The organism is Klebsiella sp. 1SOBk5mer, assembly GCF_046603115.1.
Lineage (GTDB): Bacteria > Pseudomonadota > Gammaproteobacteria > Enterobacterales > Enterobacteriaceae > Klebsiella > Klebsiella quasipneumoniae.
The window spans coordinates 235,194-256,580 of the sequence record NZ_JBKIUU010000002.1; the positions used below are offsets into that span (position 1 = coordinate 235,194).

21 protein-coding genes, 1 pseudogene and 1 riboswitch are annotated in these 21,387 nt (G+C 59.5%); of the genes and pseudogenes, 11 read left to right on the forward strand and 11 right to left on the reverse strand.

The genetic code is table 11. The features are described from left to right. Window positions 1-31: 31 nt before the first annotated feature. On the reverse strand, window positions 32-652 hold the full coding sequence (locus ACLH1U_RS06845) for a TIGR04211 family SH3 domain-containing protein (protein ID WP_023291036.1): 621 nt from the start codon (window positions 650-652) through the stop codon (window positions 32-34). A 214-nt stretch (window positions 653-866) separates the two neighbouring features. Between ACLH1U_RS06845 and ACLH1U_RS06850 the strand changes: the two genes are divergently transcribed. Genes ACLH1U_RS06850 through hldE form a run of 3 tightly spaced genes read left to right on the forward strand, consistent with a single transcriptional unit; the run spans window position 867 to window position 6,515 of the window. Then, window positions 867-2,165, forward strand: coding sequence for an inorganic triphosphatase (locus tag ACLH1U_RS06850; protein WP_411299154.1), 1,299 nt, complete (start codon window positions 867-869; stop codon window positions 2,163-2,165). A 20-nt stretch (window positions 2,166-2,185) separates the two neighbouring features. Beyond that, a complete protein-coding gene (glnE, locus tag ACLH1U_RS06855; protein ID WP_180812778.1) occupies window positions 2,186-5,023 on the forward strand; it encodes a bifunctional [glutamate--ammonia ligase]-adenylyl-L-tyrosine phosphorylase/[glutamate--ammonia-ligase] adenylyltransferase in 2,838 nt (945 codons plus the stop codon). Between the two features lie 58 nt (window positions 5,024-5,081). Further along, window positions 5,082-6,515 (forward strand): bifunctional D-glycero-beta-D-manno-heptose-7-phosphate kinase/D-glycero-beta-D-manno-heptose 1-phosphate adenylyltransferase HldE, encoded by a 1,434-nt coding sequence (hldE, locus tag ACLH1U_RS06860; RefSeq protein WP_023291033.1) that lies wholly within the window; start codon window positions 5,082-5,084, stop codon window positions 6,513-6,515. 80 nt (window positions 6,516-6,595) lie between these two features. Here the strand turns inward: hldE and ACLH1U_RS06865 are convergent. Next, window positions 6,596-6,742 (reverse strand): annotated as a pseudogene (locus ACLH1U_RS06865) (hypothetical protein); the annotation flags it as partial. Between ACLH1U_RS06865 and glgS the strand changes: the two are divergent. Continuing rightward, window positions 6,734-6,931 carry a cell surface composition regulator GlgS gene (gene glgS, locus ACLH1U_RS06870; RefSeq protein ID WP_004205248.1) on the forward strand — a complete coding sequence of 66 codons (198 nt, stop codon included), beginning with the start codon at window positions 6,734-6,736 and terminating at the stop codon, window positions 6,929-6,931. The pseudogene ACLH1U_RS06865 and the gene glgS overlap by 9 nt on opposite strands. A gap of 34 nt (window positions 6,932-6,965) precedes the next feature. On the opposite strand, the gene ubiK is transcribed toward glgS, so the two are convergent. Next, complete coding sequence (gene ubiK / locus ACLH1U_RS06875) at window positions 6,966-7,238, reverse strand: ubiquinone biosynthesis accessory factor UbiK (RefSeq protein WP_004174355.1); 273 nt, start codon at window positions 7,236-7,238, stop codon at window positions 6,966-6,968. Window positions 7,239-7,358: 120 nt separating this feature from the next. Next, window positions 7,359-7,510: riboswitch (FMN riboswitch) on the forward strand. 105 nt (window positions 7,511-7,615) lie between these two features. On the opposite strand from ubiK, the gene ribB reads away from it, so the two are divergent. Further along, entirely contained in the window at window positions 7,616-8,269 is a 654-nt protein-coding gene (ribB, locus tag ACLH1U_RS06880) for a 3,4-dihydroxy-2-butanone-4-phosphate synthase (protein WP_411299155.1), read from the forward strand. Between the two features lie 63 nt (window positions 8,270-8,332). Here ribB and zupT read toward each other — a convergent pair whose 3' ends face one another. Continuing rightward, window positions 8,333-9,103 carry a zinc transporter ZupT gene (gene zupT, locus ACLH1U_RS06885; RefSeq protein ID WP_023291032.1) on the reverse strand — a complete coding sequence of 257 codons (771 nt, stop codon included), beginning with the start codon at window positions 9,101-9,103 and terminating at the stop codon, window positions 8,333-8,335. A 186-nt stretch (window positions 9,104-9,289) separates the two neighbouring features. Between zupT and ygiD the strand changes: the two genes are divergently transcribed. Further along, window positions 9,290-10,081: a 4,5-DOPA dioxygenase extradiol gene (gene ygiD, locus ACLH1U_RS06890; protein WP_004205244.1), complete on the forward strand. Its 792-nt coding sequence runs from the start codon at window positions 9,290-9,292 to the stop codon at window positions 10,079-10,081. A gap of 42 nt (window positions 10,082-10,123) precedes the next feature. Here ygiD and ACLH1U_RS06895 read toward each other — a convergent pair whose 3' ends face one another. The 3 genes from ACLH1U_RS06895 to tolC form a co-directional block, all read right to left on the reverse strand. After that, window positions 10,124-11,284, reverse strand: a complete 1,161-nt coding sequence (locus ACLH1U_RS06895) for a glutathionylspermidine synthase family protein (RefSeq protein WP_023291031.1) — start codon at window positions 11,282-11,284, stop codon at window positions 10,124-10,126. Between the two features lie 5 nt (window positions 11,285-11,289). Beyond that, entirely contained in the window at window positions 11,290-11,961 is a 672-nt protein-coding gene (locus tag ACLH1U_RS06900; RefSeq protein ID WP_002916849.1) for a DUF1190 family protein, read from the reverse strand. Window positions 11,962-12,128: 167 nt separating this feature from the next. Then, complete coding sequence (gene tolC, locus ACLH1U_RS06905; protein ID WP_032454074.1) at window positions 12,129-13,589, reverse strand: outer membrane channel protein TolC; 1,461 nt, start codon at window positions 13,587-13,589, stop codon at window positions 12,129-12,131. Window positions 13,590-13,785: 196 nt separating this feature from the next. Here tolC and nudF point away from each other — a divergent pair, with 196 nt between their 5' ends. The 5 genes from nudF to parE are packed head-to-tail and all read left to right on the forward strand — an operon-like array spanning window position 13,786 to window position 18,190. Then, entirely contained in the window at window positions 13,786-14,418 is a 633-nt protein-coding gene (nudF, locus tag ACLH1U_RS06910) for an ADP-ribose diphosphatase (protein WP_004205241.1), read from the forward strand. Next, on the forward strand, window positions 14,415-14,837 hold the full coding sequence (locus tag ACLH1U_RS06915; protein WP_004205239.1) for a DUF1249 family protein: 423 nt from the start codon (window positions 14,415-14,417) through the stop codon (window positions 14,835-14,837). Before nudF ends, ACLH1U_RS06915 begins: the two co-directional genes overlap by 4 nt. Before the next feature lie 24 nt (window positions 14,838-14,861). Continuing rightward, window positions 14,862-15,689: a 3',5'-cyclic-AMP phosphodiesterase gene (gene cpdA / locus ACLH1U_RS06920; protein ID WP_004205237.1), complete on the forward strand. Its 828-nt coding sequence runs from the start codon at window positions 14,862-14,864 to the stop codon at window positions 15,687-15,689. Further along, window positions 15,689-16,264 (forward strand): esterase YqiA, encoded by a 576-nt coding sequence (gene yqiA / locus ACLH1U_RS06925; RefSeq protein ID WP_004205236.1) that lies wholly within the window; start codon window positions 15,689-15,691, stop codon window positions 16,262-16,264. The genes cpdA and yqiA overlap by 1 nt, the downstream gene beginning before the upstream one ends. Window positions 16,265-16,294: 30 nt before the next feature. Continuing rightward, window positions 16,295-18,190 (forward strand): DNA topoisomerase IV subunit B, encoded by a 1,896-nt coding sequence (gene parE, locus ACLH1U_RS06930; protein ID WP_004205235.1) that lies wholly within the window; start codon window positions 16,295-16,297, stop codon window positions 18,188-18,190. A 73-nt stretch (window positions 18,191-18,263) separates the two neighbouring features. Here parE and ACLH1U_RS06935 read toward each other — a convergent pair whose 3' ends face one another. From ACLH1U_RS06935 to qseB, 4 genes are all read right to left on the reverse strand, one after another. Next, window positions 18,264-18,578 carry a putative quinol monooxygenase gene (locus tag ACLH1U_RS06935; RefSeq protein ID WP_023291029.1) on the reverse strand — a complete coding sequence of 105 codons (315 nt, stop codon included), beginning with the start codon at window positions 18,576-18,578 and terminating at the stop codon, window positions 18,264-18,266. A gap of 81 nt (window positions 18,579-18,659) precedes the next feature. Continuing rightward, a complete protein-coding gene (locus ACLH1U_RS06940) occupies window positions 18,660-19,241 on the reverse strand; it encodes an NAD(P)H-dependent oxidoreductase (RefSeq protein ID WP_255894521.1) in 582 nt (193 codons plus the stop codon). A gap of 106 nt (window positions 19,242-19,347) precedes the next feature. After that, a complete protein-coding gene (gene qseC, locus ACLH1U_RS06945; protein ID WP_050533735.1) occupies window positions 19,348-20,697 on the reverse strand; it encodes a quorum sensing histidine kinase QseC in 1,350 nt (449 codons plus the stop codon). Then, window positions 20,694-21,353, reverse strand: a complete 660-nt coding sequence (gene qseB / locus ACLH1U_RS06950) for a quorum sensing response regulator transcription factor QseB (protein ID WP_105490939.1) — start codon at window positions 21,351-21,353, stop codon at window positions 20,694-20,696. The genes qseC and qseB overlap by 4 nt, the downstream gene beginning before the upstream one ends. Window positions 21,354-21,387 lie beyond the last annotated feature (34 nt).

Below are 21,387 nucleotides of genomic sequence, written 5' to 3' on the forward strand. Positions count from 1 at the left end.
GATGATACGTAAGTCTGGCAGAGAAGACGAATTAGTTCATCCACCGGTCTTTACGTTTGCGGCTTGGCACCAGATGCGGCAGCACCAGACCCAGCAGCAAACCGACGCCCAGCACGCCGCCGCCGTACATAAACCACTGCATGATAATGGTGCGCTGTTTATCATCAAGCTGCAGATTCGCCGCATTCACCTTCTTCTGCGCGACAACCAGCTCGTTTTTCAACTTTTGGTTCTCGTCTTTCAACGCGTTGATCACGCTGTCGCTGCCGGCGACTTTCTTCTGCATATCCGCCGTGCGCTGGTTCCAGGTGGCGTCGATATTATTCAGCTTATCGGTCAGCGTTTTGACCTGGTTTTCCAGATCCGGGACGCGGGTGCGCAGGCTGGGCTCGTTGCTCAGCTCTTTCAGCGGGATCCAGGCGGTACGCCCATTCGCGTCGCGGATCTGCGCGTAACTGGTGCTGTCGTTGGTTTGCAGCACCGACACTTCTTCCCCGGCGTTGATGGTGCCGACCAGACGATAATTATCGCCCGGGCCGCTGCGAACCCAGGTGTTCAGCTCATCGGAAACGTAGCGCTTTTCTTCTGCGTGAACCGCCGTGGCGGCGCTAAGCGCGAGCAAAGTAAAAGTAATCAGGCGTAATTTTGGCATCAGGTCATCGTTTGGTCATAAAAAGTGGAACGATAGTAGAGGCATCGCCAGAGCGACGCAAAGTTTTCCACCACAATCGGAATCATCCAGGAGGTGGCCCGGCAAAAAGCGCGTTGCATGGCGATTCGCCGCAAAATACTATCTACTGACAAAAAATATCGTCGTAAGTTCGCCGCAATTTGTCGGCGCAGCACAGAAGCGGAAGAATTCAGTCATGGCTCAAGAAATCGAACTTAAGTTTATCGTCGCTCAGGATGGGGTAGAGACGCTGCGCGAGCAGCTCAATGCGCTCGAGGCGAAACATACGCCCGCGGGCCAGTTGCTGAACATTTACTATGAAACCGCCGATAACTGGCTGCGTCGTCACGACATGGGGCTGCGCATCCGCGGCGACCAGGGGCGTTATGAGATGACGCTGAAAATCGCCGGTCGGGTGGTGGGCGGCCTGCACCAGCGCCCGGAATACAATATTCCACTGGATAAAGCGGAGCTGGCGCTTGAGCGCCTGCCGGCGGAGGTCTGGCCGCAAGGGGAACTTCCAGCCGCGCTGGCGGAGCATGTGCAACCGCTGTTCAGCACCGACTTTGCCCGTGAGCGCTGGGTGATCCAGGAAGGAAAGAGTGAAATTGAGATTGCCCTCGATCGCGGCGAAGTGAAGGCGGGCGAGCATCAGGAGCCGATCTGCGAGCTGGAGCTGGAGCTGCTCGCCGGGGAGACCGCCGATCTGCTGCGCCTCGCGCAGCGTTTGCTGGAGAGCGGCGTCCTGCGTCAGGGGAGCCTGAGCAAAGCCGCGCGCGGGTATCATCTGGCGCAAGGCAACGACGAGCGCCCGGTAACCCGGCTGGCGGTGCTGCCGGTGGCGGCGAAGGCCAGCGTGGAGCAGGGGCTGGAGGCGGCGCTGGAGAGCGCCCTGGCGCACTGGCTGTATCACGATGAGGTCTGGCTGCGCGGCAACGCGAAAGCCAAAGCGGAAATCCTGCTGGCGATAGCCCGCGTGCGCCATGCGCTGGTGCTGTTCGGCGGCATCGTGCCGCGGAAGGCGACCACCCACCTCCGCGCGTTGCTGAACGACGCCGAAGCGGCGCTGCTGGCCGCGGACACCGCCGATGAGGCGTTATTCCGCACCGAGGTCGTCGCCGCCAAACTGGCGCTGACCGAATGGCTGGTCCAGCGCGGCTGGCGTCCGTTCCTCAACGAGGCGGGAGAGAAAAAAATAGCCGGATCGTTCAAACGGTTTGCCGATATTCACCTTTCCCGGGCGGCGGCTGAGCTGCGCGGCGCCGTGCAGCACCTGGCGGTGGAGGATGCCGCCGACCAGCTGCCGAAGCTGGCGCGCGACATCGACAGCGTCCAGTTGCTGGCGGGCGCCTATGGCGACGCCGTCGCGCCGTGGCTGGAGAACTGGCAGGAACTACAGCGTGCGATAGAGCATGACGACCGCAGCGTCTTTGAATATTTCCGTCGCCAGGCGCTGGCTGCCGAGCCGTTCTGGCTGCATAGTGGAAAACGATAATTACAGGCCAGGGAGCCCCTATGATGCCGCTTTCTTCGCAGTTACAGCAGCACTGGCAGACGGTCGCTGACCGCCTGCCAGCGGATTTCCCCGTCGCCGAACTGAGCCCGCAGGCCAGGTCGGTGATGGCGTTCAGTGATTTTGTCGAACAGAGTGTGATCGCCCAGCCAGGCTGGCTAAACGAGCTTGCCCAGTCTTCACCGGAGGCGGAAGAGTGGCGGCATTATGAGACCTGGCTGCAGGAACGCCTGCAGGCGGTGGCTGACGAAGCGGGGTTGATGCGAGAGCTGCGTCTTTTCCGCCGTCATATGATGGTCCGCATCGCCTGGGCGCAGGCGCTGTCGCTGGTAAGCGAAGAAGAGACGCTGCAGCAGTTGAGCGTCCTGGCGGAGACCCTGATTGTCGCCGCCCGCGACTGGCTGTACGCCGCCTGCTGTAAAGAGTGGGGAACGCCCTGCAATGCCGAGGGCCAGCCGCAGCCGCTGCTGATCCTCGGGATGGGAAAGCTGGGCGGCGGCGAGCTGAACTTCTCTTCCGATATCGATCTGATTTTTGCCTGGCCTGAGCATGGCGCCACCCGCGGCGGCCGCCGCGAGCTGGATAACGCCCAGTTCTTTACCCGCCTGGGGCAGCGGCTTATCAAGGCGCTCGACCAGCCGACGCAGGACGGCTTTGTTTATCGGGTGGACATGCGCCTGCGGCCGTTTGGCGACAGCGGGCCGCTGGTGCTCAGCTTTGCGGCGCTGGAGGATTATTACCAGGAGCAGGGCCGGGACTGGGAACGCTACGCGATGGTGAAAGCGCGGATCATGGGCGATAACGACGACGTCTACGCCAGCGAGCTGCGCGCGATGCTTCGCCCCTTCGTCTTCCGCCGCTATATCGACTTCAGCGTGATCCAGTCGCTGCGTAACATGAAAGGCATGATCGCTCGCGAAGTGCGGCGTCGCGGGCTGAAAGACAACATCAAGCTCGGCGCCGGCGGGATCCGTGAAATTGAGTTTATCGTGCAGGTCTTTCAGCTGATCCGCGGCGGTCGCGAACCTGCGCTGCAGCAGCGGGCGCTGCTGCCGACGCTGGCGGCGATTGATGAGCTGCATCTGCTGCCGGAAGGCGACGCGACGCTGCTGCGCGCGGCCTATCTGTTCCTGCGCCGGCTGGAAAATCTGCTGCAGAGCATCAACGATGAGCAGACTCAGACTCTGCCGCAGGATGAACTGAACCGCGCCAGGCTGGCGTGGGGGATGCATACCGACGACTGGGAGACGCTGAGCGCGCAGCTGGCGAGCCATATGGCCAGCGTGCGGCGGGTGTTTAATGAGCTGATCGGTGATGATGAGGCCCAGTCGCCGGATGAGCAGCTGGCGGAGTACTGGCGCGAACTGTGGCAGGATGCGCTGGAAGAAGATGACGCCAGCCCGGCGCTGGCGCATTTAAACGACGCCGACCGCCGCAGCGTGCTGGCGCTGATTGCTGATTTCCGTAAAGAGCTGGATCGGCGCACCATCGGCCCGCGAGGCCGCCAGGTGCTGGATCAACTGATGCCGCATCTGCTGAGCGAAATCTGCTCGCGCGCCGATGCGCCTCTGCCTCTGGCGCGGATCACGCCGCTGTTGACCGGGATCGTCACTCGCACCACCTATCTTGAGCTACTGAGCGAATTCCCCGGCGCGCTGAAGCACCTGATTAGGCTCTGCGCGGCGTCGCCGATGGTCGCCAGCCAGCTGGCGCGCCACCCGCTGCTGCTTGATGAACTGCTGGATCCCAACACCCTCTATCAGCCGACGGCGACCGATGCCTATCGCGACGAGCTGCGCCAGTATCTGCTGCGCGTGCCGGAAGAGGATGAAGAGCAGCAGCTGGAGGCATTGCGCCAGTTCAAGCAGGCGCAGCAGCTGCATATCGCCGCGGCGGATATCGCCGGCACGCTGCCGGTGATGAAGGTCAGCGATCACTTAACCTGGCTTGCCGAAGCGATCCTCGACGCGGTGGTGCAGCAGGCATGGGGACAGATGGTGGCCCGCTACGGCCAGCCGACCCACCTGCACGATCGCCAGGGGCGCGGCTTCGCCGTCGTCGGCTACGGCAAGCTCGGCGGCTGGGAGCTGGGCTACAGTTCCGATCTCGACCTGGTGTTCCTCCATGATTGCCCGGCGGAGGTGATGACCGACGGCGAGCGGGAGATCGACGGCCGTCAGTTCTACCTGCGGCTGGCTCAGCGGATCATGCATCTGTTCAGCACCCGCACCTCGTCCGGTATTCTCTACGAAGTTGACGCCCGGCTGCGCCCTTCCGGCGCGGCGGGGATGCTGGTCACCACCGCCGACGCGTTTGCCGACTATCAGCAGAACGAAGCCTGGACATGGGAGCATCAGGCGCTGGTGCGCGCTCGCGTGGTCTATGGCGACCCGGCGCTGCAGGCGCGATTTGACGCCATTCGTCGCGATATCCTGACCACCGAGCGGGATGGCGCGACCCTGCAGACCGAAGTTCGCGAGATGCGTGAGAAGATGCGCGCCCACCTCGGCAACAAACATGCCGATCGTTTTGATATCAAAGCCGATGCCGGTGGGATCACGGATATTGAATTTATTACCCAGTATCTGGTCCTACGCTATGCCAGCGACAAGCCGAAGTTGACCCGCTGGTCTGATAACGTGCGTATTCTCGAGCTGCTGGCGCAGAACGACATCATGGACGAGGAGGAAGCGCGAGCCTTAACGCACGCGTACACCACCTTGCGTGATGCGCTCCATCACCTGGCCCTGCAGGAGCTGCCGGGACACGTGGCGCCAGAGGCATTCAGCCGGGAGCGTGAGCAGGTCAGCGCCAGCTGGCAGAAGTGGCTGATGGCTTAACTATAAAATCGGGTGTGCTATTATCGCGCGCAAAGTTTGCGTCTCGCAGGAGAGAGTCATGAAAGTAACGCTGCCGGAGTTTGAACGTGCAGGAGTGTTGGTGGTGGGTGATGTGATGCTGGACCGCTACTGGTACGGCCCCACCAGTCGTATTTCCCCGGAAGCCCCGGTGCCGGTGGTGAAGGTGGAAAATATCGAAGAACGTCCCGGCGGCGCGGCAAACGTAGCGATGAACATCGCCTCCCTGGGGGCGACGTCGCGCCTGGTGGGATTGACCGGGATTGATGACGCCGCCCGCGCGCTGAGCCAGGCGCTGGCCAACGTCAATGTGAAGTGCGACTTTGTCTCCGTCCCGACACACCCGACCATCACCAAGCTGCGGGTGCTGTCGCGCAATCAGCAGCTGATCCGCCTCGACTTTGAAGAGGGCTTTTCCGGCGTTGATCCGCAGCCGATGCACGAGCGCATTCAACAGGCGCTGGGCTCGATTGGCGCGCTGGTTCTCTCGGACTACGCTAAAGGGGCGCTGACCAGCGTCCAGACGATGATCAAGCTCGCCCGAGAAGCAGGCGTGCCGGTGCTGATCGATCCGAAAGGTACCGATTTCGAACGCTATCGCGGCGCAACGCTGCTCACGCCGAACCTCTCTGAGTTTGAAGCGGTGGTGGGCAAGTGCCAGAATGAAGCGGAGATCGTTGAGCGCGGCATGAAGCTCATCGCCGAATTCGAACTGTCAGCGCTGCTGGTGACGCGCTCTGAGCAGGGGATGACGCTGCTACAGCCGGGGCGTCCGCCGCTGCATATGCCGACCCAGGCCCAGGAAGTGTACGATGTCACCGGCGCCGGCGACACGGTGATTGGCGTGCTGGCGGCGACCCTGGCCTCCGGCAATACCCTGGAAGAGGCCTGCTATTTCGCCAACGCCGCGGCGGGTGTGGTGGTTGGCAAGCTGGGGACCTCCACCGTTTCTCCTGTCGAGCTGGAAAATGCGGTTCGCGGCCGGGCTGAGACTGGCTTCGGCGTGATGAGCGAAGAGGAACTCAAACAGGCGGTTGCGGCAGCGCGCAAGCGCGGCGAGAAAGTGGTTATGACCAACGGCGTCTTCGATATTCTGCACGCCGGCCATGTCTCCTATCTGGCGAATGCGCGCAAACTGGGCGACCGTCTGATCGTGGCGGTCAACAGCGATGCCTCCACCAAACGTCTGAAAGGCGAAACCCGCCCGGTTAACCCGCTGGAGCAGCGGATGATCGTGCTGGGGGCGCTGGAGGCGGTCGACTGGGTGGTCTCCTTCGAAGAAGATACACCGCAGCGCCTGATTGCCGGGATCCTGCCGGATCTGCTGGTCAAAGGCGGCGACTACAAACCGGAACAGATCGCCGGCAGTGAAGAGGTCTGGGCGAACGGTGGCGAAGTGCTGGTGCTCAACTTTGAAGATGGGTGCTCAACCACCAACATTATTAAGAAAATACAGAAAGATAGCGAAAAATAACCGTTTCGCTATTCACCCACCAGAACGGTGCGGCATCACGGCCTGCGATAGCGATATCGCGGGCCGTTTTTATTTAATGATGTGGAAAATGATTTGGCGCAATAAATAATCACATTAAGCGCATTTTTCGTACAAATGGCGTTAAGGTAAGCGTAAATACTGAAGTGAGTAAAAGGCATATGACTGATCAGAACATCCACCGCTGAAGGAGTATGCGCATGAACCATAACGATATGTATTCAATGAAGAATTTTGATTTTTTGGCGCGGAGTTTCGCCAGAATGCACGCCCAGGGCCAGCCAGTTGATCTTCAGGCCATCGTCGGCAATATGGATGAAGAACATCGTGAATGGTTTTGCCAGCGCTATGAACTGTACTGTCGTCAGGTGAACAGCCCGGCGGAAGCCGCACACTAAGCCAACGCAAACGGGCCCCTGAGGGCCCGTTTTTTTACTGCTGCTCTTCGCTGCCAGGCGTCGTCGCCGGGCGGTTTTCAAGGTCATTCAGGCGCTGTTCCAGCAGCGCCAGTTTTTCGCGGGTCCGCAGCAGAACCTGAGTCTGCACGTCAAACTCTTCGCGGCTAACCAGATCCAGGCGGGTCAGCTGCGACTGCAGCGCCTGGCGGATTTTCTTCTCAACATCCTCACCCAGATCGCGAAGTCCTTTTGGCATCGACTCATGGACCTGGCGGGCGATTTGTTCAATTTTTTTCGGGTCAATCATGGTGGTTTCCTGCTCGGGTCGGATGATTGATCATTGTAGTGCGAACCAGGCCGCCTATAAACCAGAAATGTTTGAAGCTTATGCATTGCCGAGGATAGTCAATAGCGTTATAGTTATCTCGCTTATTCTCAGGGCGGGGCGAAATTCCCCACCGGCGGTAAATCAACCATGGCGTTGAAAGCCCGCGAGCGCTTCCCGTGACTACGGGAAGGTCAGCAGATCCGGTGTAATTCCGGGGCCGACGGTTAAAGTCCGGATGGGAGAGAGTAACGGCACAGTCGGGCCCAGGCCCGCTCGCGTTGACTTTTGCCGCTAAACCGGCGCTCCTAAGACTGCCCTGATTCTGGTAACCATAATTTTAATGAGGTTTTTTTACCATGAATCAGACGCTCCTTTCTTCTTTTGGTACCGCTTTTGAACGTGTGCAACACGCTTTAAACGCCCTGCGCGAAGGCCGCGGCGTGATGGTGCTTGACGATGAAGACCGTGAAAACGAAGGCGATATGATTTTCGCCGCCGAAACCATGACCGTAGAGCAGATGGCGCTGACCATTCGTCACGGCAGCGGCATTGTGTGCCTGTGCCTGACCGAAGATCGCCGTAAACAGCTGGATCTGCCGATGATGGTGGAGAACAACACCAGCGCCTACGGCACCGGCTTTACCGTCACCATCGAAGCGGCCGAAGGCGTGACCACCGGCGTTTCCGCTGCCGACCGCGTGACCACCGTCCGCGCGGCGATTGCCGACGGCGCGAAACCTTCCGATCTCAACCGTCCTGGCCACGTTTTCCCGCTGCGGGCGCAGCCGGGCGGCGTACTGACCCGCGGCGGCCACACCGAAGCCACTATCGACCTCGTGACCCTCGCCGGCTTCAAACCGGCAGGCGTGCTGTGCGAGCTGACCAATGACGATGGCACTATGGCCCGCGCGCCGGAGTGCATCAAGTTCGCTCAGCAGCACAATATGGCAGTGGTCACGATTGAAGATCTGGTGGCCTATCGTCGCGAACATGAGCGTAAAGCCAGCTAATCAGCGGCTGACAACGCCAGTGAAAACAGCCCACTTTTTAGTGGGCTGTATTGTTTCTGTGCCTTAACCGATGCCCATCGTCTGGAGCACCACCAGGCTCAGCCCCATCACCGACATCCCGCACAGGACGCCATAGCTCGGGTTGCTTTGCGGATCGATCTCTTTTGCCAGCGGCATCAGTTCATCGACCGACAGCGCCACCATAATCCCGGCGACGGCGGCCATGATCGCGCCCATGACCAGCGGCGAGACCAGGCTGCCCAGAATCAGCCACGCCAGCACGCCGCCTAAAATCTCCGCCATGCCGGAAAGACCGGCCCAGAGCACCGCCTTGCTGCGCGATCCGGTAGCGGCATATACCGGCCCGGCAACCGCCAGACCTTCAGGAATATTGTGCAGGGCGACGGCAAGCGCCACTCCCATGCCAAGCTCGAGGTTGTTGCTGGCCGTGACATAGGTGGCGATGCCTTCCGGAAAATTATGCAGGCTGATACCCAGCGTCAGCAAAATGGCGGTGCGGCGTAAATTGCGCGGCCGCGGCGCGGCGGGGGTCATCAGATCCTGCGGATGGGCGTGCGGCAGCAGGCGATCGAGACCAAAGTAGCCCAGCAGGCCGACAACAAACATTCCGTAGCCGAGCAGCGGCGACATGCCCTCGGCGGCCAGCGCGGCAGGCAGCATTTCCATCAACGAAATCAACAGCATGATCCCGGCGGCAAAGCCGAGGGAGAAGCCAAGCAGGCGGTTAGAGGGTTTCTGGCCAATCACGCCGAATATGGCGCCAATAAAGGTTGCGCTACCGGCTAACAGCGTCAATATTAAGGGTGATGACATCGCTTCTCTCCCTGCGAAAATAAGTGCATACGAGTATATTGCCTGAGGATGCGCGTACGGGACAGCTCCCTTTACCGCGAATTACATTCAAATTTTCTGACGATCATCATCATGGTTATCTGAGTTTATCCTGGCGCAAAAGCGCGTAATGTGAGTACATCAGATTGACACCCTAAGGATATCATCATGTCCCGTACCCGAATGCCCGCGTTGTTCCTCGGCCATGGCAGCCCAATGAACGTGCTGGAAGACAATCGCTATACCCGCGCCTGGGCTCACCTGGGCGAAACCCTGCCGCGTCCGAAAGCGATCGTGGTGGTCTCTGCGCACTGGTTCACGCGCGGTACGGGCGTGACGGCGATGGAGGCCCCGAAGACCATTCACGACTTCGGCGGCTTCCCGCAGGCGCTGTATGACACTCATTACCCGGCTCCGGGTTCCCCGGCGCTGGCGCAACGACTGGTGGAGTTGCTCTCGCCGGTGCCGGTTACCCTCGATAAAGAAGCCTGGGGATTTGACCATGGTTCATGGGGCGTGCTGATTAAGATGTATCCGCAGGCGGATATCCCGATGGTTCAGCTGAGCATCGACAGCACCAAACCGCCGGCCTGGCATCTCGAAATGGGGCGGAAGCTGGCCTCGCTGCGTGATGAAGGCATTATGCTGGTGGCCAGCGGCAACGTGGTGCATAACCTGCGTACCGCCCGCTGGCATGGCGAGAACACGCCGTATCCGTGGGCGGAGTCCTTCAACAACTACGTGAAGGCGAATCTGCAGTGGCAGGGCCCGGACGATCAGCACCCGCTGGTTAACTACCTGGCACATGAAGGGGGTTCGCTCTCCAACCCAACGGCGGAGCATTTCCTGCCGCTGTTATACGTCCTGGGGGCGTGGGATGGCGTTGAGGCGATTTCGACCCCGGTCGATGGCATCGAGATGGGCTCGTTGAGTATGCTGTCGGTGGTGGTTGGCGCCTGATAGATTGTGCTCCGGCGGCGGTATCGTCGCCGGAGCGCGACATTATTCGACGAAAATGTGCGGATAGAAGCGCGACAGATCCTGGGTAATCAGCGCCCGGTCTTCACGAATGCCGATCCCGGCGGGCTGATCGTTGATGAGCCAGCTGCCAATCAGCGTGTAGCTGTCACCAAACTTCGGCAGCGGGTAAAATTCCTGCACGATTGTGCCTTCTTCTCCGTACGGGCCTTCCACGGCTTCCAAAACTTTGCCATTCTCAACGATCGACACGTTGGCGCCTTCGCGGGAGAAGATTGGCTTAATGACGTACTTCTCCATCTCCGGATGGGCATCTTCGCTGAAGTAAGCCGCCAGCAGATTCGGATGATTAGGGAACATTTCCCACAGCATCGGCAGCAGCGCTTTGTTGGAGATGATGCTCTTCCACGCAGGCTCCAGCCAGCGGACGCCGGCGTCTTCCAGCTTGGTGGAAAACATCTCCCGCAGCATAAACTCCCACGGATAGAGCTTGAACAGGTTGCCAATCACCTGATCCTGGAGATCGGTAAACTGGCCTTTTTCACCCAGACCAATATCTTCGATGTAGAGGAATTCCGTCGCCAGCCCCGCCTCGGCGGCGCAGTCCTGCAGATATTGCACGGTGCCGCGATCTTCAACGGTATCGCGGCAGCAGGCCATATGCAGCAGCTGGAAGCCAAACTGCTCGCGCAGCTCACCGAAGCGATCGATTAGCTTTTCCTGCAGGCTGTTGAACTGATCGCTGCCCGCCGGCAGCTTGCCGGCGTTGAGCTGGTCTTCCAGCCAGATCCACTGGAAAAATGCCGCTTCATACAGCGAGGTCGGCGTGTCGGCATTGTTCTCCAGCAGCTTCGGCTCGCCGACGCCATCCCAGGCCAGGTCGAGACGCGAGTAGAGCGACGGCTGGTTGGTTTTCCACGACTGGCGCACAAAGCCCCAGGTGTGTTTAGGGATGCGGAATTTGGCCATCAGCTCATCGCTGGCGATCACTTTTTCCACCACCTGAAGACACATCTGATGCAGCTCGGCGGTGACCTCCTCCAGCTTTTCCACCTGGGCGAGGGTCAGCTTGTAATAAGCCTCTTCGCTCCAGTAGGGCTCGCCGTACATGGTGTGGAAGTTGAAGCCGTATTCGGTCGCTTTCTCGCGCCAGTCCGGGCGCTCGGTAATGCTGACTCTTTCCATGTTGCTTAGCCGCCCATTGAGCGAGAAGAGGAGGTGGAGCCTGCGGCGCTACGCTGCATGGTCGACTGCTTCGCCACCGACTCGCCGAAGCCCCCGCGGGTGACGGTGGTGGTGGTCGCTGGCTTCGGCGCCATCGCGGTTTTCGGCACGTTCATGGTGCGGCCCGGCTGGGCGGCGCCATAGCTCTTGCCGCTGGCGTCAGTGTACTGACCGTAGGCCGGGCTGGCCGGGTTTTTGGAGCTGAACAGCGGCTGCTGTTGCGCCATGCCGCCGCCCATCAGGCGGCCCATCATGTAGCCGGCCATCAGCGGCATCCAGAAGCTGCCGCTGCTTTGCGCCTGCGCCTGGTTTTCCGGGGCGACGCCCGCCTGGGCAGGCGTTTGCTGGCACTGGCCTTCGCCAAACTCGGCGACGCAGTCTTCGCGGGTGGCATATTTCGGCGCGGTGCGCTCTGCCTCTTTTACCGCGTTGGTGTAGGCCGTGGTGCATTCGGCTGCTTTGCCCGGGTTGGCGGCGGAGCAGTCATCGGCGTTCTGGTACAGCGAGACCGTTTCGTCGCTTTTTTCACAACCGGCAAGCATAAAGACCGCGGTGACGGCCAGGGCGACCGGCGTCAGGTGGCGTGCGCTCCAGCTTTTGCGGAACGACGAATGATTAATATTTTTTGTCCGTTTCATATTTGTCTTCCAGGACCCAGTGGTATGGCGTGTGTTAACGCTCAGGATAGAGGATGAGTGGTGGAAAATGAAGCGAAGAGGGGCGCTAAGCGGGGGATCTTTACGTTGCCTTACGTTTAACGCATCGCCTGTCCGGCGGACAGGCGATGCGCGTCACAGTATGAGAATTACTGACGGAACGGATTGCTGCCGCTGCTTTGGGTCGTCGTCCGTGCAGACGCCGGCTTCACGGCCGCGGTCGTGTTGCCGTAACCGTCGGCAGTGGCATCCTGCTGCGGATTTTCCGGCGCGACGCTGTCCGCGGAGGTGGAGATCGGTTTGCCCAGGGTGTTGTTCAGGGCGACCAGATCCTGCTCGTTCAGCGTACCTAACGCCGACTTGATGTTCAGCTCGTTGATCAGGTAGTTGTAGCGCGCATTCGAGAGCTGCTGTTTGGCGTTGTACAGCGTGGTGGTGGCGTCGAGGACGTCAACGATAGTACGGGTACCCACCGAGTAGCCAGCTTCCATCGCATCCAGGGAACTTTGCGCAGAGACCACCGCCTGTTTGTAGGCGTTGATGCTGCTGATAGAGGCATTCACGTTGTTAAACGAAGAACGCACGGTCTGGACCACGCTGCGGTGAGCGCTTTCCAGCTGCTCGCTGGCGCCGACGAAGTTGTACTGCGCCTGTTTAACCTGCGAGTTAACCATCCCGCCCTGATACAGCGGCATGGAGAAGCTCAGGCCGATTTTGTTCTGACCGATATCAGCATCTTGCGCGATGCTGTTTGAGCCGCTGTAGCGGTTGTTGGAAACGCCCGACGAGGCGTTCAAATCCAGGGTCGGCAAATGGCCGTCCTGCGCCTGGCGAATCTGCTCGCGGGCCAGATCCTGGCTCAGACGCGCCTGCAGCAGCGACAGGTTGCGGTTCTCCGCTTCCTTCAGCAGGGCGTTCACCGCCTGCGGTTTGCTGGTTTTGAAGCCGTCTACGTTCAGGGAGGCCAGCTCCGGGTAGTAGTTGCCGGTAACCTGGCGCAGCTCTTCCACGGCGTTGTCGAGATCGTTACGCGCGGTCACTTCGTTCGCCAGCACGGCGTCGTATTGTGAACGGGCGTTCTGCACGTCGGTGATCGCCACCAGACCGACGTTAAAGCGCTGGGTGGTTTGATCCAACTGGCGGTAAATTGCCTGTTTCTGCGCTTCGGTATAAGAGAGCGTGTCGATGGCGGCCAGCACTTTGAAGTAGGCCGTCGCGGTATTCAGAATCAGCGTTTGCTGATCGGTCTGATACGTGACATCCTGAATGCCTGCCGTTTTTTCCTGCAGCGTCAGGGCGCGCCATTTCGACATATCAAACAGAACCTGCGTTAACTGCAGCGAGCCGCTGGTGACGTTAGAATTCTGGTCTTTATAATCACGGAAGCCGCTGGTATAGGTATAATCCGCTCCCAGCCCGAGCTGAGGCAGTAATGGACTGCGCGCTTCGTTGATCTTTTCGAACGCGGCGTCACGATCGGCTGCCGATTTACGCAGATCGGGGTTGCTGATGCGCGCCTGCTGGTAAACCTGAAGCAGGTTTTCCGCCTGGCTCATGGCGCTGAACCCGGTCAGGCTCAGGCCGATAAGAATGGGGAGCAATTTCTTCATTTGCATTCCTTGTTGTGAAGCATTTAGCGCTGGTCTAATTCTAAGAAAAATTCCGCTGATTGTATCGATTCTGCCGCCGTAAAAAGTTGGCGTTACGTGCCATCCGGCGGTAATTTGCACCAATCTAACATACGGACCGTAAAACGGTAGCCAAACGGTCTGGAAATCCCTCATTTCGGATTAGCAGGACATGACAATGAGCAAACCCATTCACCAGGGAATTACCTTCTCCAAAAATGATGTAGAAATTATTGCACGCGAAACGCTGTATCGTGGTTTTTTTTCGCTCGATTTATACCGTTTTCGCCACCGTCTGTTTAACGGCGGCATGAGCGGCGAAGTCACCCGTGAAATTTTTGAGCGCGGGCATGCCGCCGTCTTGCTACCCTTTGACCCGGTGCGGGACGAAGTGGTGCTGGTCGAACAAATCCGTATCGCCGCCTATGATACCAGCGAGAGCCCTTGGCTGCTGGAAATGGTCGCCGGCATGATCGAGGCGGGTGAGACGGTAGAAGATGTCGCCCGTCGGGAAGCGCTGGAGGAGGCCGGCCTTGAAGTTGGGCGGACGAAACCAATATTAAGCTATCTGGCCAGTCCTGGCGGCACCAGCGAACGGTTATCGATCCTGGTGGGCGAAGTTGATGCATCGACGGCAAAAGGCATTCACGGCCTGGCCGAGGAGAATGAGGATATTCGGGTGCATGTGGTGAGCCGGGAGCAGGCTTACCAGTGGGTAGAAGAGGGGAAAATCGACAACGCAGCCTCTGTCATCGCCTTGCAATGGCTGCAATTGCATTATCACAATTTACGAAACGAGTGGACAAAATGAAGCGTTATACACCTGACTTCCCTGAGATGATGCGCCTGTGCGAGACCAATTTCGCCCAGTTGCGCCGCCTGTTGCCGCGAACGGATGCAGCGGGTGAGAAGGTGAGCTATCAGGTGGGAAGCGCGCAATATCGGTTAACGATAACGGAATCAACCCGCTACACTACTCTGGTGGCGATAGAGCAGACTCTGCCAGCGGTGAGCTACTGGAGTCTGCCGTCGATGACCGTTCGCCTCTACCATGACGCCATGGTGGCCGAAGTGTGTTCGAGTCAGCAGATCTTTCGCTTCAAAGCGCGATATGATTATCCTAATAAAAAGTTGCATCAACGCGACGAAAAGCATCAAATTAACCAGTTTCTGGCCGACTGGCTGCGTTACTGTTTAGCACATGGAGCGATGGCGATTCCGGTTTGTTAGCGTCGTTAAACCTAAGGACACCATTTGGAAAGCCTGTTAAACCTACCTCTGGCTGGTGAGGCCAGAGTCAGGATCTTACAAATTACTGATACTCACCTGTTTGCTGAAAAACATGAAACGTTGTTAGGCATCAATACCTGGGAAAGCTATCAGGCCGTACTGTCGGCCATTCATGCCTCACAGCGTCCATGCGATTTGATTGTCGCAACAGGCGATTTGGCGCAGGATCACTCCTCCGCGGCCTACCAGCATTTTGCTGAGGGCATCGCGAGTTTCGCTGCACCCTGCGTCTGGCTACCGGGCAACCATGATTTCCAGCCGGCGATGTACAGCACCCTGCAGGAGTCGGGCATTTCCCCCGCCAAGCGCGTGTTTCTCGGCGACCACTGGCAGATCCTGCTGCTGGACAGCCAGGTGTTTGGCGTTCCCCATGGCGAGCTGAGCGACTTCCAGCTGGAATGGCTCGAACATAAGCTGGCGGAGGCGCCGGAGCGTTATACCTTACTCCTGCTGCATCATCATCCGCTGCCGGCCGGCTGCAGCTGGCTGGATCAACACAGTCTGCGCAACGCCGGCGCGCTGGACAGCGCGCTGAGCGCCTGGCCGCGGGTGAAGCATCTGCTGTGCGGCCATATTCATCAGGAGCTGGATCTCGACTGGAATGGCCGACGTATGATGGCGACGCCGTCGACCTGCGTTCAGTTCAAACCGCACTGCGCCAATTTCACCCTAGATACGGTGTCGCCGGGCTGGCGCTGGCTGGAGCTTCACCCTGACGGAACACTGACCACCGAAGTGTGCCGCCTGGAAGGCGCGGCGTTTCATCCGGATATTGCTTCAGAAGGCTACTGATGGCGACGCTCCTTTATCTGCACGGCTTTAACAGTTCTCCGCGCTCGGCGAAGGCGACGGCGTTAAAGACCTGGCTGGCGCAGCACTATCCTGAGATCGCCATGGTGGTGCCGGAGCTGCCGCCTTACCCGGCGGAAACGGCGGAGCTGCTGGAGTCCATCGTGCTGGAGCACGGCGGCGAGCCGCTGGGGGTCGTAGGGTCGTCGCTGGGCGGCTACTACGCGACCTGGCTGTCGCAGTGCTTTATGCTGCCAGCGGTAGTGGTTAACCCGGCGGTGCGGCCGTTTGAGCTGCTGAACAATTTTCTCGGCCACAATGAGAATCCATACACCGGGCAGCAATATGTGCTAGAGTCTCGCCATATTTACGATCTCAAAGTCATGCAAATCGACCCGCTCGAAGCGCCGGATTTACTCTGGCTGCTGCAGCAGACCGGGGATGAAGTGCTTGATTACCGCCAGGCCGTTCATTACTACGCCTCCTGCCGGCAGACGGTGGAGGAGGGCGGTAATCACGCATTTGTCGGCTTTGACGATCATTTCACTCAGATTATCGAATTTCTCGGCCTGCGCTAAACGGCCCTGAACGACCTACGAATACACACCATGACGCAATCTTCATATAACGCTGATGCCATTGAGGTACTCACCGGGCTAGAGCCGGTGCGCCGCCGTCCGGGCATGTATACCGACACCACCCGTCCTAACCATCTTGGTCAGGAAGTGATTGATAACAGTGTGGACGAAGCGCTGGCAGGCCATGCCAAACGCGTGGAAGTGATCCTGCACGCCGACCAGTCCCTTGAGGTGATTGACGACGGGCGCGGGATGCCGGTCGACATTCACCCGGAAGAGGGGGTGCCGGCGGTTGAACTGATCCTCTGCCGGCTGCACGCGGGCGGTAAGTTTTCCAACAAAAATTACCAGTTTTCCGGCGGTCTGCACGGGGTGGGGATTTCGGTGGTCAACGCCCTGTCAAAACGCGTGGAGGTCAACGTGCGTCGCGACGGTCAGGTCTACAGCATCGCCTTTGAGAATGGTGAGAAAGTAGAGGACCTGCACGTCACCGGCACCTGCGGTAAACGCAACACCGGGACCAGCGTCCATTTCTGGCCGGACGAAAGCTTCTTCGATAGCCCGCGCTTCTCCGTTTCGCGTTTGACCCACTTGTTAAAAGCGAAAGCGGTGCTGTGCCCGGGCGTGGAAATTGTTTTCCGCGACCAGGTCAACAACAGCGAGCAGAGCTGGTGCTATGCCGATGGCCTTAACGACTACCTGAGCGAAGCGGTGAACGGCCTGCCGCTGCTGCCGGAAAAACCCTTCGTCGGCACCTTCTCCGGCGAGACGGAGGCGGTGGACTGGGCGCTGCTGTGGCTGCCGGAAGGCGGCGAGCTGCTGACCGAGAGCTACGTCAACCTGATCCCGACCATGCAGGGCGGGACGCACGTCAACGGCCTGCGTCAGGGGCTGCTGGACGCGATGCGTGAGTTCTGCGAGTACCGTAATATCCTGCCGCGCGGGGTGAAACTGTCGGCGGAAGATATCTGGGATCGCTGCGCCTACGTGCTGTCGGTGAAGATGCAGGATCCGCAGTTCGCCGGGCAAACCAAAGAGCGCCTGTCGTCGCGCCAGTGCGCGGCGTTCGTCTCCGGCGTGGTGAAAGACGCCTTCAGCCTGTGGCTGAACCAGAACGTGCAGGCCGCGGAGCTGCTGGCGGAGATGGCCATTTCCAGCGCCCAGCGCCGTCTGCGCGCCGCCAAGAAAGTGGTGCGCAAAAAGCTGACCAGCGGTCCGGCGCTGCCGGGTAAGCTGGCCGACTGCACCGCCCAGGATCTGAACCGTACCGAGCTGTTCCTCGTCGAAGGGGATTCGGCGGGCGGTTCAGCCAAGCAGGCGCGCGATCGTGAATATCAGGCGATCATGCCGCTGAAAGGCAAGATCCTGAATACCTGGGAAGTCTCTTCCGATGAAGTGTTAGCTTCGCAAGAAGTACACGACATTTCGGTGGCGATTGGGATTGACCCGGATAGCGATGATTTAAGCCAGCTGCGCTACGGCAAAATTTGTATTCTGGCGGATGCGGACTCCGATGGTCTGCACATCGCCACGCTGCTGTGCGCGCTGTTTGTGAGACATTTCCGTACTCTGGTGAAAGAGGGGCACGTCTACGTGGCGCTGCCGCCGCTGTACCGTATCGACCTCGGCAAAGAGGTCTACTACGCGCTGACGGAAGAAGAAAAAACCGGCGTGCTGGAGCAGCTGAAGCGTAAGAAGGGCAAGCCAAACGTCCAGCGCTTTAAAGGTCTCGGCGAGATGAACCCGATGCAGTTGCGGGAAACCACCCTCGACCCGAATACCCGCCGCCTGGTGCAGCTGGTGATCAGCGATGAGGATGAGCAGCAGACCACGGCGATGATGGATATGCTGCTGGCCAAGAAGCGTTCCGAAGATCGTCGCAACTGGCTGCAGGAGAAGGGCGATATGGCGGACCTGGAAGTGTAAGACCGCGCGCTGCGCCAGACGTAAAAGGGAGCCTCAGGCTCCCTTTTCTTATTTCGTTTCTGCGTCAGCGGGCTTAGACGCCGGCCTGCAGGATACGGATGTTGGTCTCCAGCACATCGCCTTTGACCGCTTCCGACCAGGCTTTCATGTGCGGGGTCTGCAGGTGCGCTTCAAGATGCGCGACGCTTTCCCACTGCTCCACCATGACGATAGAGTCAGGAGCGGTGGTCTGGAAGCTGACGCCAGCGGCATGATCCACCATGGGCGCATAGCCGTGGCAGCCGGCTTCCTGCAAAACGGTCGGAATAATTTTCGCGAACTGATCGAGAACCGCCTGGCGGTGGTGCTGGCCCGGGCGGGTACGGATTTCTGCAATCACTGTTAACATGGTTAACTCAACTCCTTCTGTGTGGATCTTGTCATACTCCAGGTTCGAATAACTCGAAATATGTAGAGCATAGACCCCTAGTTAACCAAAAATTTCCGCCAGATGCTTGCGATATTCTGCGATACACCGTGGGACATCAGGCATTTTAATCACGTCGTTGGCGATAAAGGTTGGCAGCGCCTCCATACCCAGGAACTGGTTGGCTTTATGGAACGGCAGGTAAACGCCGTCCACGCCGACGCCGTGGAAGAACTGTTCTTCGTCGGTGAAGGCTTCCATCGGCGCGTTCCAGGTCAGGGAGAGCATATATTTTTTCCCTTGCACCAGGCCGCCGGAGCCATATTTTTTGCTGGCGTCGGAGCGGGTACGGCCGTCGCTGGCGTACAGTGAGCCGTGGCCTTCGGTAAAGACGTCATCCATATATTTTTTCACCGTCCACGGGGCGCCCATCCACCAGCCCGGCATCTGCCAGATCACCACATCGGCCCAGAGGAAATTCTGCACTTCGGCTTTTACGTCGTACTCGCTGTCGGCGCGAACGCTTTTAACATCGTGTCCGGCGTCGCGCAGATAACTCTCCGCGACCTCGGTCAGGGTGTCGTTCAGCTGGCCATTCGAGTGCGCGAATTTTTTTGCGCCATTGATAATCAGGATGTTGCTCATCATTTGTCCTCAATCTTGAAAATTTGCCGACGATCTTACCCCGCGAAGCGGGGCAGTAAAATGAGCAAAATGTGCAAAGTCTTTTGCTAAATGAGCAATAATATCGCTACCAGTCAACGCGGGCTTCGAAGCCGCCGTCGCGGGCATTGGCAAACTCGACGCGCATGCCGTGCAGCGAGGCGATGCGCCGGACGATCGACAAGCCCAGGCCGCTGCCCGTAGCATCCTGACCCGGCGGGCGGTAGAAACGCTCGCCGATGCGCGCCAGCGCCTGCGGGCTGATGCCGGGGCCGTTATCGCGTACCCGAAACTCGCGGGCGTTGAGGGTGATATCGACCTGGCTGCCGCGCGGGCTGTAGCGCACCGCGTTATCCAGCAGATTGCGCACCAGCAGGCTAAGGAGCAGCGGCTGGCCGGTGCGGGAGATGCCAGAGACATTAAGATGCAGGCGCAGCTCAATCCCGGCCTGCTGCGCCGGGTGGTACATCTCCATTACCGCCGACTGCAGCAGATCGTCGATGGCGACCGGCTGCACGTCGTCCAGCTGAGCGAGCGAGTCCAGCCGCGACAGCGTCAGCAGCTGATCCACCAGACGGGTGGCGCGATCGATCCCCTGATGGAGCTGAGCCAGGGCTTTCTCACGCCCTTGTGGATCGTCCAGAGAGAGCTGGGCGACTTCAGTCTGCACCTTCAGCGCCGCCAGCGGGCTGCGCAGCTCGTGGGCGGCATCAGAGGTAAACCGACGCTCGCGCAGCATGACGTCGTGGGTGCGCTGGAACAGCTGATTCAGCGACTCGACCAGTGGGCGGACTTCAGTGGGGATCTTCTCCACGCTGAGCGATTCCGCCGAGTCCGGCGCGCGCAGGCGCAGCATGCGCGCCAGATGTTTCAACGGCGCCAGTTCGCGGCTTAACAGCACGATGAGCAGCACGAACATCAGCGGCAGGGCGATCATCCACGGCGTTAGCTGCGAGGTAACAATGTCCATCGCCATTTCGCGGCGATAATCCCACTCCTGGCCGACGGCGATACGGTGGCGGCCATCGGCGGTGGTTAACCACAGGAAGCGCCACTCGTCATCATCGCCGCGCAGGTAGCCATCACTGAAGCCCTCGCGCTGCGAGTGCCATTGAATATCCTCCCCGTTTTCGCCGTCGTTAAGCACCATTTTGCCGTCGCGGGTGAAGATGGCGAACGCCAGCGCATCGTCGTCGATATGCCCGTGGCGCACCTTTTTCTTTTCCCCGAGCGATGTCGGCGGGGCGCGGAGCTCTTCGAAATTCATGACGCTCAGGCGGCGGGCGAACAGCAGCTGCTGGGTATCAAACAGCTTATCCAGCTTTTTACTGGTCTGCTGCCAGGCGATCACGCTGGCCACCCCCCAGGCGGCGGCGGTCAGCACGGCAAACAGCAGCGTCAGACGCAGGCGCAGGCTCAGGCGGGCAAGTCGTTTCATGCGTCACCCAGGGTATAGCCGATGCCGTGGACGGTGCGGATAAATTCACTGCCGAGTTTGCGGCGCAAATGATGGACGTGAACTTCCACGGCGTTGCTGGAGACCTCGTCGTCCCAGGTGTAGAGCTTTTCTTCAATAAGCTTACGCGGCAGTACGCGCCCGGCGTTACGCAGCAGCAGTTCCAGCAGGGCGAACTCCTTCGGCTTCAGCGTCAGGCTTTCGCCGTCGAGGCTGGCGGTTAAGCGGTTCGGGTCAAGGCTCACCTTGCCGTGGCGCAGCTCGCTGCTGCTCTGGCCGTGGGCGCGGCGGATCAATGCTTCGAGGCGGGCCGCTACCTCAATCAGGGCGAAAGGTTTGCACAGATAATCATCGGCGCCCAGGCGCAGTCCCTCCACCCGCTGGCTGAGCGCATCGCGGGCGGTGAGGATCAGCACCGGCTCATGGCGGCCTTTGCCGCGCCACTCGCGCAGAATATCGAGGCCATCGATGCCGGGAAGGGTGAGATCAAGAATTGCCGCGTCGTAGGGGGCGCTGTATAAGGCGTTTTTGCCCTCCAGCCCGGCGGTAAACCAGTCGATGCTGAAGCCCATTTTGCTCAGCCCGGCCTTGACGCCATCGCCGATTAACTTGTCATCTTCCACCAATAATATGCGCATTTTCCCTCCTGCCAACCCGGCTGCTCTGCGCAGT